This is a genomic window from Rahnella sp. R3(2024) (genome assembly GCF_042920125.1).
GTDB classification, from domain to species: domain Bacteria; phylum Pseudomonadota; class Gammaproteobacteria; order Enterobacterales; family Enterobacteriaceae; genus Rahnella; species Rahnella rivi.
The window spans coordinates 4061695-4075771 of sequence record NZ_JBHGBU010000001.1; the positions used below are offsets into that span (position 1 = coordinate 4061695).

General features: G+C 55.3%; 13 protein-coding genes, 1 tRNA gene and 1 other RNA gene. 7 read left to right on the top strand and 8 right to left on the bottom strand.

Going from position 1 to position 14077, the window contains the following annotated elements; genetic code table 11:
* Nucleotides 1-157: 157 nt before the first annotated feature.
* Together ABSH60_RS18555 and ABSH60_RS18560 are read left to right on the top strand one after the other, a co-directional pair.
* Nucleotides 158-517 (top strand): type II toxin-antitoxin system RelE/ParE family toxin, encoded by a 360-nt coding sequence (locus ABSH60_RS18555; RefSeq protein WP_056780852.1) that lies wholly within the window; start codon nucleotides 158-160, stop codon nucleotides 515-517.
* Entirely contained in the window at nucleotides 510-812 is a 303-nt protein-coding gene (locus ABSH60_RS18560) for a helix-turn-helix domain-containing protein (protein ID WP_056780848.1), read from the top strand. Before ABSH60_RS18555 ends, ABSH60_RS18560 begins: the two co-directional genes overlap by 8 nt.
* A gap of 34 nt (nucleotides 813-846) precedes the next feature.
* Here the strand turns inward: ABSH60_RS18560 and ABSH60_RS18565 are convergent, their stop codons facing one another.
* From ABSH60_RS18565 to ABSH60_RS18580, 4 genes are read right to left on the bottom strand one after another with little or no spacing between them, the layout of a single operon-like run.
* Nucleotides 847-1776: an ROK family protein gene (locus tag ABSH60_RS18565; protein WP_390975230.1), complete on the bottom strand. Its 930-nt coding sequence runs from the start codon at nucleotides 1774-1776 to the stop codon at nucleotides 847-849.
* On the bottom strand, nucleotides 1773-2639 hold the full coding sequence (locus tag ABSH60_RS18570) for an ABC transporter permease subunit (protein WP_390975232.1): 867 nt from the start codon (nucleotides 2637-2639) through the stop codon (nucleotides 1773-1775). The genes ABSH60_RS18565 and ABSH60_RS18570 overlap by 4 nt, the downstream gene beginning before the upstream one ends.
* Nucleotides 2639-3559: an ABC transporter permease gene (locus ABSH60_RS18575; RefSeq protein WP_183846697.1), complete on the bottom strand. Its 921-nt coding sequence runs from the start codon at nucleotides 3557-3559 to the stop codon at nucleotides 2639-2641. Before ABSH60_RS18575 ends, ABSH60_RS18570 begins: the two co-directional genes overlap by 1 nt.
* A gap of 27 nt (nucleotides 3560-3586) precedes the next feature.
* Nucleotides 3587-5131, bottom strand: coding sequence for an ABC transporter substrate-binding protein (locus tag ABSH60_RS18580; protein ID WP_183846699.1), 1545 nt, complete (start codon nucleotides 5129-5131; stop codon nucleotides 3587-3589).
* A 235-nt stretch (nucleotides 5132-5366) separates the two neighbouring features.
* Here ABSH60_RS18580 and ABSH60_RS18585 point away from each other — a divergent pair, with 235 nt between their 5' ends.
* Genes ABSH60_RS18585 through ABSH60_RS18595 form a run of 3 tightly spaced genes read left to right on the top strand, consistent with a single transcriptional unit; the run spans nucleotide 5367 to nucleotide 9774 of the window.
* The gene (locus ABSH60_RS18585; protein ID WP_183846701.1) at nucleotides 5367-6506 is read left to right on the top strand and encodes an ROK family transcriptional regulator; all 1140 of its coding nucleotides are present in this window, start codon (nucleotides 5367-5369) and stop codon (nucleotides 6504-6506) included.
* Between the two features lie 12 nt (nucleotides 6507-6518).
* Nucleotides 6519-7952 (top strand): M81 family metallopeptidase, encoded by a 1434-nt coding sequence (locus tag ABSH60_RS18590; protein ID WP_390975235.1) that lies wholly within the window; start codon nucleotides 6519-6521, stop codon nucleotides 7950-7952.
* Between the two features lies 1 nt (nucleotide 7953).
* The gene (locus ABSH60_RS18595) at nucleotides 7954-9774 is read left to right on the top strand and encodes an ABC transporter ATP-binding protein (RefSeq protein ID WP_056780826.1); all 1821 of its coding nucleotides are present in this window, start codon (nucleotides 7954-7956) and stop codon (nucleotides 9772-9774) included.
* A 98-nt stretch (nucleotides 9775-9872) separates the two neighbouring features.
* On the opposite strand, the gene ABSH60_RS18600 is transcribed toward ABSH60_RS18595, so the two are convergent.
* The 4 genes from ABSH60_RS18600 to ABSH60_RS18615 form a co-directional block, all read right to left on the bottom strand.
* Nucleotides 9873-10002: non-coding RNA, RtT sRNA (locus ABSH60_RS18600), on the bottom strand.
* A 44-nt stretch (nucleotides 10003-10046) separates the two neighbouring features.
* Nucleotides 10047-10131, bottom strand: a tRNA-Tyr gene (locus ABSH60_RS18605).
* A gap of 216 nt (nucleotides 10132-10347) precedes the next feature.
* Entirely contained in the window at nucleotides 10348-11196 is an 849-nt protein-coding gene (purU, locus tag ABSH60_RS18610) for a formyltetrahydrofolate deformylase (RefSeq protein ID WP_056780822.1), read from the bottom strand.
* Nucleotides 11197-11241: 45 nt separating this feature from the next.
* The gene (locus ABSH60_RS18615; protein ID WP_390975237.1) at nucleotides 11242-11706 is read right to left on the bottom strand and encodes a YchJ family protein; all 465 of its coding nucleotides are present in this window, start codon (nucleotides 11704-11706) and stop codon (nucleotides 11242-11244) included.
* A 148-nt stretch (nucleotides 11707-11854) separates the two neighbouring features.
* Between ABSH60_RS18615 and rssA the strand changes: the two genes are divergently transcribed.
* Both rssA and rssB read left to right on the top strand, forming a co-directional pair.
* Nucleotides 11855-12766, top strand: coding sequence for a patatin-like phospholipase RssA (gene rssA, locus ABSH60_RS18620; RefSeq protein ID WP_056780813.1), 912 nt, complete (start codon nucleotides 11855-11857; stop codon nucleotides 12764-12766).
* Between the two features lie 96 nt (nucleotides 12767-12862).
* On the top strand, nucleotides 12863-13876 hold the full coding sequence (gene rssB / locus ABSH60_RS18625; RefSeq protein WP_056780810.1) for a two-component system response regulator RssB: 1014 nt from the start codon (nucleotides 12863-12865) through the stop codon (nucleotides 13874-13876).
* The last annotated feature ends 201 nt before the right edge of the window (nucleotides 13877-14077 follow it).

The window sequence follows — 14077 nt, forward strand, 5'->3', positions numbered from 1 at the left end:
ATATCCCAGCGCCTTTTCACTCAACTTCTTGTCAGGTTTTCTGGAAGATATCCCGAGATTCCCGCTGCAAGTCTGTGCAAATCCGTTTAATGCTTCTTTTTTTATCACTTTGTGGAGTACGATTTATAGATTATAGTCTATACAAGGATGACGCATTATGTGGCCGGTACTCACAACGGATATGTTCGATGCATGGTTTGAACGACAGGATGGTAAAACTCAGGAGAAGTTACTGGCCGGAATGCTGGCGCTGGCTATCGGCGGGCCGGAAACAGGAAGGCCGCTGGTGGATACGGTCTATGAATCCGCTTATACGCACATGAAAGAACTGCGTGTGCAGCACAGAGGAAACCCGTTCAGGGCTTTCTTTGCCTTCGATCCCTTTCGCCAGGCAATTATTCTTTGCGCGGCGAAGAAAGAAGGAAACGAAAAACTCTTTTATCAGCGGATGTTAAGAATGGCCGACCGGGCCTATCTGGAACATCTGCAGCAGCCGCAAGGAGCAAGTCATGGCTAAAAATCTTAAGCAGTTAATGTCAGAACGTTCTCAGGCAAGTCAGGAACGTATCACCCATATGGCAGAAGAAATGCTGCTGGAAGTCCGGCTGCAGGCGCTGCGTGAGCAACTGGCGCTATCACAGGCCGAAGTCGCGAAAGCCATGGGGATCAGTCAACCTTCTGTGGTCGCCATTGAACAACGGGGAAACGACATCAAACTCTCCACCATGAAACGGTATATCGAAGCGATGGGCGGGAAGCTGCGGCTGAACGTCGAAATGCCAGACGGCAAACATATGGAGTTTGCCGTCTGAATGCTGGGGAAGGCGGGGAGGCTGAATCTGAAGGCTAGCTGCCGAGTCGCCCCATGACTGAAGCCCCGACTAACCCGCCGCCGGTCAGGAATTTCCCGGGTATCAGCAGCGGTTCGGTGTAGGTATGCAGCACGCCCGCGCGTACTTTTTGATCCAGCGCGGCGATCAGTTCAGTCGCCGAAGCCAGACCGCCGCCTGCGACGATCCGTGAAGGACCGAGAATATTCACCAGCAGCGCCAGCGGTTCGGCGACCAGTTCCAGCCAGGCGTTCACGGTGAGAGAGGCATCGGTATCGCCATTCAGCCAGCCGGTCACAATCTCCAGACTGGTGTTTTGCTGGCGGTGAAAATGCTCATGCAAACGCTCCATGCCGCGTGCGCCACCGAGCATGTCGAGACAACCGGTCTGCCCGCAGCCGCATGTCAGACGCGGGATACAGTAGCTTTCGCCATTGAGTGTCAGCGCCGTGCGGGTAATAGCGCCATGCCCCCATTCACCGGTGACACCCCCGTGGCCGCGCACCAGCTGGCCATTGATCACCAGACCCCCGCCAACACCGGTACCTAAAATGATGGCGGCGACCACAGCATGATGTTGGGCGTTGCCCGCATGGGCTTCGGCGAGGGCGAAACAGTCGGCATCGTTAGCGGCAGTGACCGGGCGCTCAAGCGCAACGCTGAGATCTGTCGCCAGTGAATGGCCGGTAAAGGCCGGAATGTTGGTTGCCAGCATTTCGCCCGTTTGCGGTGAAACCAGACCGGCAGTGGAAATGGCGAGCGGGGTGGATGACGGTAAATCCGCCCCGTAACGGGTGATGAGTGTTTGCATGGCATCGACGAAATCGTCCCAGGAGGCGACGGGTGTCGGGACTTTGCCGCACTCTTCAATTTCGCCTGAACGACGTGAAATGCCAAATTTAATAAACGAACCGCCGATATCGGCGCAAAAAACGGCTGAGGTCATGAGCGTGTGTCCAGTAAATCTCGCAGTCCGTCGCCCAGTACGTTAAAACCAAGCACGGTCAGCATAATGGCCAGACCGGGGAACAGCGAAAGGTAAATATTAATGCCGAGGAAGTTGCGGCCATCGCTCATCATGGTACCCCATTCCGGCATCGGCGGCTGCACGCCAAGCCCGAGAAATGAGAGGCTGGCAGCGGCGAGGATCACCGTACCGGCGGTCAGCGTCGATTGCACGATAATCGGCCCGATGGCATTGCGTAAAATGTAATGCACGATGATGCGGTAGTTCGATAAACCCAGCGCCTGTGCGGCCTCGACGTATTCCATCTGCTTTAATCCGAGCGTCAGGTTACGGCTCAGGCGCGCGTACACCGGGATGGCAAACAATGAAATCGCGATCAGCAAGTTTACCAGCCCGCCGCCGAGAATACTGACCACCAGAATCGCCAGCACGATGCCGGGAAACGCGAACAACATGTCCATAAACCACATGATGATCATGTCTGTATAACGACCCGCCATACCGGCGATAATCCCCAGCGGAATGCCGATGATCATCGCCAGCCCGACGCTCAGCACCACTTCGATAATCGAAATGCGTGCACCATAAATTACGCGGGCAAAAATATCGCGGCCATAATCGTCGGTGCCAAACCAGTGACCGGCATCGGGCGGCAGCAGGGTATCAATCAGATCCTGAGCGTAAGGATCGTGACGGGTGATAAGCGGCGCGAAAAGGCCAGCCAGCACGATCAGGCTGACGATAAAACCGCCGAGGGTCACGGCAGGATGACGCCATAACCAGCGGAAAAAGCGCAGCGTGCGCGGTTTGCGACGGGCTAATGGCGTGATATTGGCAGACATTAATCGAACCTTATTTTTGGATTCAGGAAAGCGATCAGTAATTCACCGAGCAGGTTCATCACCACCACGCCGCAGACGGCGACCAGCGCCACGCCCTGAATCACCGGGTAATCGCGATAGCGCACGGAATCCACCAGCAGGCGGCCAATGCCCGGCCAGTTGAAGACGGATTCTGTGACCACCGCGCCGCCAATCAGGCTGCCGAAATTGAGCGCCACAATAGTGACAATCGGGATCAGCGCATTACGAAACGCATGGCTGCAATAGACGGTGGTGGCGGATAATCCTTTGGCACGCGCGGTGCGGATATAATCTTCCGATAACACATCCAGCATGCTGGAACGTGTCATGCGCGCCATCACCGCCATCGGCAAAACAGCCAGCGTGACCGAAGGCAAAATGTAGCTTTTCCATGACGTCGCGCCGAGTAACGGCAACCAGCCGAGACTGACCGAGAAGGTGTTCATCGCCATCAGCCCCAGCCAGAAGTTGGCGATGGACGCACCGGCGATCGCCAGCAACATCACGCCAAAATCCGGCCAGCGGTTGCGGTACACCGCGCCTATCATGCCCGCCGGAACGCCCACCGCCACCGCCAGAAAATACGCCAGCACGGCCAGCATCAGGGTATACGGCATACGTTCACCAATTTCCTGCGTGACCGGCTGCTGCGACTGCAACGAGACGCCGAGATTGCCGTGCAAAACGTCACCCGCAAAATGCAGGTATTGCGTCACCAGCGGCTGATCAAGCCCGAGGCGTACACGCATGGCATCGACTGCTTCCTGCGTGGCTTCGGGACCGGCCATCAGACGCGCCGGATCCCCCGGCAGCGCACGGATGGAGACAAAAATCAGCATCGACACGCCGATCAGGATGATCGGGAAGGCGATGAGTTTTTTGGCAAGATAAGCTTTCATGGCGCTTTTCCACTGTTCATGCCGCAGTTATTTTTTCTGTGCATCTTTAACCACAATTTGCCCGCCGGGGATCATCGTGACGCCTGAAATGTTTTTGCCGGTGGCGTACAAATCATTCTGGTAATACAACAGCACCTGCGGCGCCTGCTGGTTAATCTCTTTCTGCGCATCGACGTAAATCGCGTTACGGGAATTTTCATCCAGCGTCGAAGCCGCTTTGTCTAACATCTCATCCAGTTTCGGATCACTGAAGAAGCCCAGATTGGCGCCGCCCGGTGCGAAACTTTTGCTGTAGTAAAGCGGACGAAGTTGCAGATCTGCGCCGTTCGCGCCGGAAGACCAGGAGGCCAGAACCGCGCCGGTGTTGTCGGCTTTTTTACCGGCCTGATCGGCAAACGCTGCCTTAGTCCAAACGCCGCTTTCCATGATCTTCACGTCCAGTTTCACGCCGATTTTCGCCCACATGCTTTGCAGCACCTGACCGATGCGGGCGTCCTGACCCTGCACCGCAATCGACATGGTGAAACCGTCAGCGACACCGGCTTCTTTGAGCAGGGCTTTGGCTTTTGCCAGATCCAGCGGATACGGGTTGAGTGTTTTGTCATAACCGGCGGTGACCGGTGCCAGCGGAGAGTTCGCCGGTTGTGCGAAACCGGACATGATGGCGCGTACCAGCCCGTCGCGGTCGGTGGCGAAGTTCAGTGCCTGACGCACGCGGACGTCGCTCAGCGGTTTGAGATCGGTGTTCAGCGCCACCCAGAATACGGAAGCGCCAGGGCTTTCATGCAGGTCAAACTTCGGATTGTTCTTCAGCACGCGGGCAAACTGCGGCGGGACCGGGTTGATGACGTCGGCTTCACCGGCCTGCAACGCCATGTTCATCACCGAAGGTTCGGCACTCCAGGTCCATTTGATGTCATCCGGCCCGGCGGCTTTATCGCCCCAGTAACCCGGATATTTTTCTTCCAGCACGAATTCGCCGGTCTTGTACTGCACCATTTTGTACGGGCCGGTGCCGACGGCCTTGCTGTCGAGCGTGCCGGTTTTATCCGCCGCCGGGCTGACCATCAGACAGGCGCCGGTGGTCAGTAAATTCAGGAAGGCCGGGTACGGTTTTTTCAGTTTGAACACGACGGTGGATTCGTCGGTTTTGGTCACGCTGTCGAGGAAGGTACGCAGACGTCCGCTGGCCGCCAGACCGCGTTTGGTGTCGAGATGACGGGCGAAGTTGGCGACAACGGCGTCAGCGTTAAAGGGTGTGCCGTCGTGGAAGGTCACACCGCTGCGCAGTTTGAAGGTCCACACCAGACCGCTTTCGTCACTGCTCCACGAGGTTGCCAGCGCCGCTTCCGGTTTGAGTTGCGGCGACATGCGCAGCAGGCCTTCGTACATCGGGTCCAGTACCGTGCCGGTAAAAGTGGCGGTCTGGTTGCCCGGATCCATACTGCGCGGCGCTTCGTTTTGCATCACGTTCAGCGTGGCGGCAAAAACCGGCAGCGAAAAGGCGGCGAGCAGTGCGCTGCTCAGCAGCGTTAACTGCACGGGACGCCGGATGTAACGGGTAATCTTCATGTTCTGCCCTCTGCGTGAAAAATCGGATTAAGTGGCTCTGGCTCAGTCTGCTGGTTCGTCAAAACGCCGGTATTAACGACAGCTTGTTTTAACAAAGAGATTTAACAAATAGTTCATATGAAATACTTATGTATGAACATTTAGTTTAATTTGTGAACTAATTAGCATTGATATATCCATTTCTACCGTTTAATGTCAATGCAGATGAGCGAAAACTGAGAGCGCCAAAACGAATATGCTAACAACTTTGCAACGTCAGATTTTAGGTGCAGTGAATGCCGCAGGCGGTTTAAGCCGTACCGAACTGGCGCAATTCTCAGGCATGAGTAAAGCGGCCATCGGCGGCGTGGTGCGTGAAATGCTCGAGGCCGGTTTTCTGCATGAAGCGGAAACGGTGCCGGGCAGCGGGCAGGGCAGACCGTCGGTACGGCTGGTGGTGCATCCTGACGGCGCCTGGTTTGCCGGGGTTTCTTTGCTGCAAAACCCGGCGCAAATGGCGCTGATCAATTTGCATGGCGAAATACTGTCGCGGGTGTCTTTTGCGGCGGACGCGGATCCGCAGCAGCTGGCGGCGAATATCGCCGGTGCCTTACCCGCGTTACTCGAACCTCATCCCGAGGCGGCGAAAAAGCTGGTCGGGCTGGGCGTGACGCTCTCCGGGCTAATCGATGAACATCAGTCGACCTGCGTGCAGTCGGCGTTGCTGGGCTGGCGCGATGTGCCGCTGGCAAAGCTGATTTCGCAGGCGACCGGCATGGAAGTGGCCATTGAAAATGACGCCAAAGCGCTGGCGGTGAGCGAGAAAAGTTTCGGCCAGGCGCGGGATCTGAGCAGCTTTACGCTGGTCAGCCACGGCGCGGGCATCGGCAGTGCGCATTTTATTGCCGGAAAGCTGCACCGGGGTTTGCACGGCGGAGCGGGGGAAATTGCGCACTGCACGCTGGAGCTGAACGGTTCGCCCTGCCGCTGCGGCAAGCGCGGTTGTCTGGACACGCTGGCATCGCTCAATGCGATTGCGGAAATGGCGAAAGCGGAAGGGCTGGAGGCCACCACCATCGGCGGCCTGGAGCTGCTGGCGATGCAGGGTCAGACCGCCGCCATCCGCATTTTGCATCGTGCCGGGTCTGCGCTCGGTTTAGCGATATCCCATCTGATTCAAATTAATGACCCGGATCTGATCCTGATTGCACATCAGGATGCCGATTTTTCCGGGCTGTTCGGCACGGTTGTGCATCAGTCTGTTGAAGCCAACGTGCTGCCGGGCAACGCCGGTAAAACGCCGGTCCGCACTTTTACCCTAAACGACGACACCTGGGCGCGCGCGGCGGCAAGTATTGCTGCACATCGCTTTCTTGTCGGTCTGAAGCCAGTCTGAGGAATCATCAACATGCGTATAGCTGTCAGCGGTATCCATATTGAATGCAGCACTTACAATCCGGTTTTGAACGAAGAGAAAGATTTTACCGTTGTGCGCGATGCGCAGCTTCTGGCCTCACCGCGCTTTCGTTTTTTGCAGGATTATCCGGCGACGTTTTTGCCGACTATCCACGCCCGCGCCATTGCCGGTGGTCCGGTAGCGCGGGCAACTTACGATAAATTCAAAGCAGAAATGCTGGCGGGGCTGGACGCGCAAAAACCTTTCGATGGTGTGTATCTGGCGATGCACGGTGCGATGTACGTTGAAGGCCTGGAAGATGCCGAAGGCGACTGGATCGCCGCGGCGCGAAAAGCGGTGGGGCCGGACTGCCCGATCAGCGTCAGTTACGATCTGCACGGTAATGTTTCGCAGCGCATTATTGACGCCATCGATATGTTTTCCACCTACCGCACGGCGCCGCATATTGATGTGGAAGAAACCATGCGCCGTTCGGTCGCCATGCTGGTGAAACATCTGCAAACCGGCGTGAAACCGACGCTGCTGTGGGTGCCGGTGCCGGTGGTATTACCGGGCGAGCGCACCAGTACCGAAGATGAACCGGCGAAAAGTTTGTACGCCCGCCTGCCGGAAATGGATAACGTTGACGGCGTGTGGGACAGTTCGCTGATGGTGGGTTATGTGTGGGCGGATGAACCACGCGCGACGGCTGCAGTGATCATGACCGGCACCGACCGCGCGGTACTGGAACAGCAGGCCACGCAACTGGCGCAGGCTTACTGGGACGCGCGCGAAGCGTTTGTATTTGGCTGTGAAACGGACACGGTTGAAGCCTGCGTGAAAAAAGCCATTGCCTGTGAAACGCGCCCGGTGGTGCTGGCCGATTCGGGCGATAACCCGACCGGCGGCGGCGTCGGTGACCGCGCCGACGTATTACAGGAGCTGATCAGGCAATACGCACAAAATACGATTGTCGCCGGGATTGCTGATGCACCGGCGACGGAAGCGGCATTCAATGCCGGGGTCGGATCAATTCTGACCCTGACGCTCGGCGCGTCGCTGGATCATTCCAGCCCGCAGGTAAAAGGTGAGTTTGAAGTGGTTTTCCTGCTCGACGCGCTGACACCGGCAGACCGTCAGGCGGTTCTGCGTACGGGCGGTATTGATGTGGTGGTGTCTGCACGACGCAGGCCGTATCACAACATCAGCGATTTCACCGTGCTGCAACTGGATCCGCATACCGCCGATATTGTGGTCGTGAAATCCGGCTATCTTTCGCCGGAACTGGCGCCGATTGCCAGCCCGAATTTAATGGCGCTGTCTAACGGCGTGGTTGATCAGTTTGTTGAGCGCCTGCCTCGTAACCGCAAGGCGCGCAAAACCTTCCCGTTTGACCGTGACTTCAGCTTTGTCCCGCAGGTGCAGCTGTCGGCGAGGAGCAAATAAGATGAGCGAACCGGAAAATCGTCAGCCTGTGCTGAGCGTGAAACATCTCACCACCTCTTTTCGCGGTGATGATGACTGGCTGCCTGTGGTGCGGGATTTGTCTTTTGATGTGTATCCCGGTGAAACGCTGGCAATTGTCGGGGAATCCGGTTCGGGGAAAAGTGTCACGTCGCTGTCGGTGATGCGTTTACTTAAGGCGCAGGGCAGTAAGATTGAGGGCGAAGTCTGGCTGAATCAGCGCAGTTTGCTGGCGCTTTCCGATAAGCAGATGCGCGATATTCGCGGCAATGAAATGGCGATGATTTTTCAGGAACCGATGACGTCGCTCAATCCGACATTCAGCATCGGCAGGCAGATTGCGGAAAGCCTGAAGCGGCACCGTGGGATGTCCTCCGCGCAGGCGCGCGCCGAAACCCTGAAGCTGCTGGAGAAAGTCCGTATTCCGAATGCCAAAGCGCGTTTTGACGAGTATCCGCATCAGTTTTCCGGCGGTATGCGTCAGCGCGTGATGATTGCCATGGCGCTGGCGCTGAAACCGAAATTGCTGATCGCTGATGAACCGACCACGGCGCTGGATGTGACCATTCAGGGACAGATTCTGGATCTGATTAAAACCTTGCAGGAAGAGGAAGGGATGGCGGTGTTGTTCATCACGCACGATATGGGCGTGGTGGCGGAAATCGCGGACCGCACGCTGGTGATGTACCGCGGTGAGGCGGTAGAAAGCGGGGCGACGGAGGATATTTTTCATCGCCCGCAACATCCTTATACCCGCGCGTTGCTGGCGGCGGTGCCGAAACTCGGATCAATGCAGGGGCGTGGCTGGCCGTTGCGCTTCCCGCAAATTAATCTGCAAACCGGTGAGGCGAGCGTGCCAAAGGAAGTGGCTGGCACGGTTGATGCCGGGGCAACGCCGTTGCTTTCGGTGAAAAATCTCAGCGCAAGGTTCCCGGTGTATGGCGGTATTTTCAGTCGTCAGGTGGGGGCGGTTCATGCGGTGGAGAACATCAGCTTTGATTTATTTCAGGGCGAAACGCTGTCGCTGGTCGGTGAATCCGGCTGCGGCAAATCCACCACCGGCCGCGCAGTCACGCGCCTGCTGAAACCACACAGCGGGGCGATTGATTTCGACGGTTTCGATGTCATGAATCTGGGCAAGCGCGACATTTTACAGATGCGTCAGCGCATCCAGATGATTTTTCAGGATCCGTTTGCCAGCCTCAATCCGCGTATGCGGATTGGCGACGCGCTGATTGAACCGATGCTGCAACACAAACTGCATAACCGCAGCGATGCAAAAGAGAAAGCCGCGTCGTTGCTGCAAAAAGTCGGGTTGTCGCCGGACATGCTGCGGCGTTTTCCCCATGAGTTTTCCGGCGGGCAGCGCCAGCGGATTTGTATTGCGCGCGCGCTGACGCTGGATCCAAAAGTGATTGTGGCCGATGAATCCGTTTCCGCCCTGGATGTCTCTGTGAAAGCGCAGGTAGTGAATTTGCTGCTCGATTTGCAGGAAAGTATGAATCTGTCTTATCTGTTTATTTCGCATGACATGGCCGTGGTTGAGCGGGTGAGTCATCGCGTGGCGGTGATGTATCTGGGGGAAATTGTCGAGATCGGCCCGCGTGCGGCGATATTCGATAATCCGCAGCATCCGTATACGCGAAAACTGATGGCGTCAGTGCCGGTGCCGGATCCGTCGCGCAGAATGCTCAAACGACAAATGCAGGTGGACGAGCTGAAAAGTCCGGTGCGCGATAACGGTTATATTCCACCGCAAAGGCAGTATCAGGAAGTCTCGGCAGGGCATTTTGTTCAGGTTTGATTGGCTCGAACCTTCGGGTCGAAGATTCTCTATCCTTACCGATCTGAGCTTTATTTGATTTTTGTTTTTTGTGGGAGGTAACGAGAACTACGGGAAGATGGTGGTGGGGGAAGGATTACCCGGCCTCTGGCCTCGCCCTGCGGGTCGTTGCTGCGCAACGCTGTCTCGCTTCGCTCGGCTCGAACCTTCGGGTCGAAGATTCTCTATCCTTCCCGATCTGAGCTTTATTTGGTTTTTGTTTTTTTGGGGAGGTAAGGAGAACTACTGGAAGATGGTGGTGGGGGAAGGATTCGAACCTTCGAAGTCGATGACGGCAGATTTACAGTCTGCTCCCTTTGGCCGCTCGGGAACCCCACCACAATTTTTTGTGGATTTTTACTACGTACTTCTTAGCCATAAATCATCATGTGCTACATGGATGATTTCACGTTACAGCGGTTAACGCTGCGAACGGGGCGCATAATACCAAATGAAACGGATGTGTAAAGTGCTGAAAGCGATAAAAAAGTTCGATTGCGGTTTTTTTGTTCTTAACGATGCTTCTCTGTGCGAAAAGCATCGTCAGAACAGCATTTACAGAATAACCGTGCGGTTTCCGTAAACAAAAACGCGCTGCGCCAGAACGCGATAAAGCGCACGGCTGAGCACATTTTTTTCAACGTCACGACCGGCGCGCATCATATCTTCGGCGGTGTAGGTGTGATCGACGTTAATCACGTCCTGCATGATGATCGGGCCTTCGTCTAAACTGTCGTTGACGTAATGCGCGGTGGCACCAATCAGTTTAACGCCGCGCTCGTACGCCTGATGGTAAGGGCGTGCGCCGATAAAGGCAGGCAGGAACGAGTGGTGAATATTGATAACCTGATGCGGATAATGCTGCACAAAACCCGGTGTCAGCACGCGCATGTATTTCGCCAGTACGACGTAATCAGGCTGGTACTGATCGATCTGGGCAATCATCGCGCTGTCATGCTGTTCGCGGGTCAGGCCTTCGTGGCTGACCAGATGGAACGGAATGTCAAAGCGTTCAACCAGCGATTGCAGCGTGTCGTGGTTACCGATAACGGCTGCGATCTCAACATCCAGTCCACCGTAAACGGCTTTCATCAACAGATCACCCAGGCAATGGGCCTCTTTGGTCACCAGAATGACGATACGGCGACGGCCTGTGCTGTTTAACTCACGCACCGAACCCGCCGGCAGCGCGCTGTCGAGATCGGCAAGCAGTGTGGTGTCGTTGAAGATCCCTTCCAGCTCGGTACGCATGAAGAAGCGTCCGGTGCGGTGATCCACGAATTCATTGTTCTGCACGATATTGAGTTCGTGCTTGTAGCAAATGTTAGTGATTTTGGCGATCAGACCTTTTGCATCAGGGCAAATGGTGCGTAATACCTTGGTTTGTACGTTCTGTTGCGGCATGAGGGTGTGGATCCTGTCCAAGACTGGTAGTCATAATGCGGTCAATTATTTACCGCAGCACTTCTTATATTTTTTACCCGAACCGCAAGGGCAGGCATCATTGCGGCCTGTCTGCGGTTTGATTCCATCTATATAGTACCAGCGATCTTTCAAACGAAGAAATCGCGAACGTTCATGAATAAGATGGATTTGTTCCTGACCGGTTTCGGTAAAGCGTGCGGCGAACTCCACAAAACCTTCGTCCTGATCACGGCCTTCGTGCTGGTTTAACACCTGCAATCCAAGCCATTGCGTGGTCGCAAACCCGTCCTGCAAACTTTCGCGCCAGTGCTCTGCGTGACAATCCGGGTGCCAGGTGGCGATCAGATAACTCGCATTTTTCAATGTGTACGCGGTGTAGCGCGAACGCATCAGCGCGGCGGGGTTGGGCGCCGGTTTTGTCTCGTCGATGTAAGGCTGGCAGCATTCGTCGAACAAAATGTTGCTGCCGCAAGGGCAAAGTAGGGACACGTAAACTCCTGATTCAGCCTGTATTACATATGTTACAAGCAGGTTGCGCTATTGAATGCGTCAAAGTGTTATGTTACCTAACATCCTCGCCGTGTGGCAACGCGCTTCCCGGTTCACTTTTATCCACAGTTGGCATTAAGGTTTTCAAATGAGTAGAAAAGTCACGATCGGTCTGGCCCTTGGCTCGGGAGCAGCAAAAGGCTGGGCGCATATTGGCGTGATTAATGCCCTGAAAGACATGGATATTGAGGTGGATGTGGTCGCCGGCTGTTCGGTTGGCGCGCTGGTGGGTGCGGCGTATGTCAGCAACAGATTGCCGGCAATGGAAAGTTGGGTGCGATCTTTTAGTTACTGGGACGTGCTGCGGCTGATGGATTTTTCATGGAAGCGCGGTGGACTGTTGCGCGGCGAGCGGGTGTTTAATGCGGTCGGCCAGATTATCCGCGTCAGCGAGTTCGAAGAATGTTCGAAAAAATTTGGGGCTGTGGCGACCAACCTGAGTACCGGGCGTGAACTGTGGCTGACGAAAGGGGATTTGCACGAAGCGGTGCGTGCTTCCTGTAGTATGCCCGGCCTGCTGGCTCCGGTCTGGCACAACGGTTACTGGCTGGTGGATGGGGCGGTGGTCAATCCGGTGCCGGTATCGCTGACCCGTGCGCTGGGGGCAGATATCGTCATCGCAGTAGATTTGCAGCACGACGCCCATCTGATGCAGCAGGATCTGCTCACGGTACAGCCGACCGGCGATGAACACAGTCTGGAGAAAGAGCTGAGCTGGCGGGACAGACTTCGCCAGCGTCTGACCCGCCCGAATGCCCGTAAGCCGAACGTCAGCCCTTCAGCCATGGAAATCATGTCGACGTCCATTCAGGTACTGGAGAACCGCCTCAAGCGTAACCGCATGGCGGGGGATCCGCCGGATGTGGTGATTCAGCCCTATTGTCCGCAAATTTCCACACTGGATTTCCATCGCGCTGCGGAGGCGATCGAGGCGGGGCGTCTCGCTGTAGAAAAGCAACGTGAGCAATTGTTACCCTTGATAAAAAACAAACCGTTCTGAGTGGCTTAACGTGCGCATTGACGGAATCTGATAATTCTGACAAGCAAAATCAGGCTTTATGAGCCACTATTAGAATAAGAAAATCCGGGGGTCGTGATGGATAAACCACTTACAAGCAAGCACATACTTATCGTAGAAGACGAAGCCGTTTTCCGATCTGTGCTCGCGGGTTATGTGAGTTCTCTCGGCGCTACCTTCACGGAAGCGGAAAACGGTCTTCAGGCACTCTCTCTGATCGAAGATTTCCCTCCTGATTTAATCCTTTGCGATTTGGCGATGCCCGAAATGGGCGGCATTGAATTCGTTGAGAACCTGCGATTGCAGGGAAATAAAATTCCTGTTCTGGTGATTTCAGCCACCGATAAAATGACTGACGTGGCAACGATGCTGCGCCTCGGTGTGGAAGATGTATTGCTCAAGCCCATCGGCGATCTCCAGCGCTTGCGCGAAGCCTTGCTCACCTGCCTGTATCCGAAACTGTTTTCTTCGCAGGCGATGGAAGAGAGTTCACTGGTTCAGGACTGGGAAGCCCTGTGCCGGAATCCGAATGAAGCGCAGCGCTTGCTGAAAGAGTTGCAGCCACCTGTTCAACAAACCCTTGCTCACTGCCGCATTAATTACCGGCAACTGACCACCACCGACCATCCGGGGCTGGTGCTGGACATCGCGGCGCTGTCGTCTAAAGATCTTGGTTTCTATTGCCTTGACGTCACCCGTGCGAATGAAAATGGGGTGCTGGCGGCACTGTTGCTGCGCGCTATTTTCAACAGCCTGCTGCGTGAGCATCTGAGCGATCAGCATCAGCGGTTGCCGCAGATGTCGACGCTGCTCAAGCAGGTGAATCACTTATTTAAACAAGCCAATCTGAAAGGGCAGTTTCCTCTTCTGCTCGGTTATTATCATGCCGAGCAAAAAAACCTGATTCTGGTGTCTGCGGGATTACACGCCAACGTCAATACCGGGACCAATACCATCCAGCTCAGCAACGGCGTGCCGTTGGGCACGACAGGCGCCACCTATTCCAACCAGATAAGCCAGCGCTGCGACGCGTGGCAGTGCCAGGTGTGGGGATCGGGTGGACGTCTGAGATTAATGTTGTCTACTGAGTGAGCATATTTCTCAGCAAGTAGAATAATGCCTTAATAGTATTGAGCATTTCTTCCGCACGACTTTTCATATTCATGATTCATCACATTATTCTAAGACCTATCTTATGCAAAATATGCCATTGCAGAGGCACTTACGTGTGAAACTGGTATAATGCGCCCAGAAATTTAGCCGTCTAATTAACGTTGTCTAAAAATGTTTGTT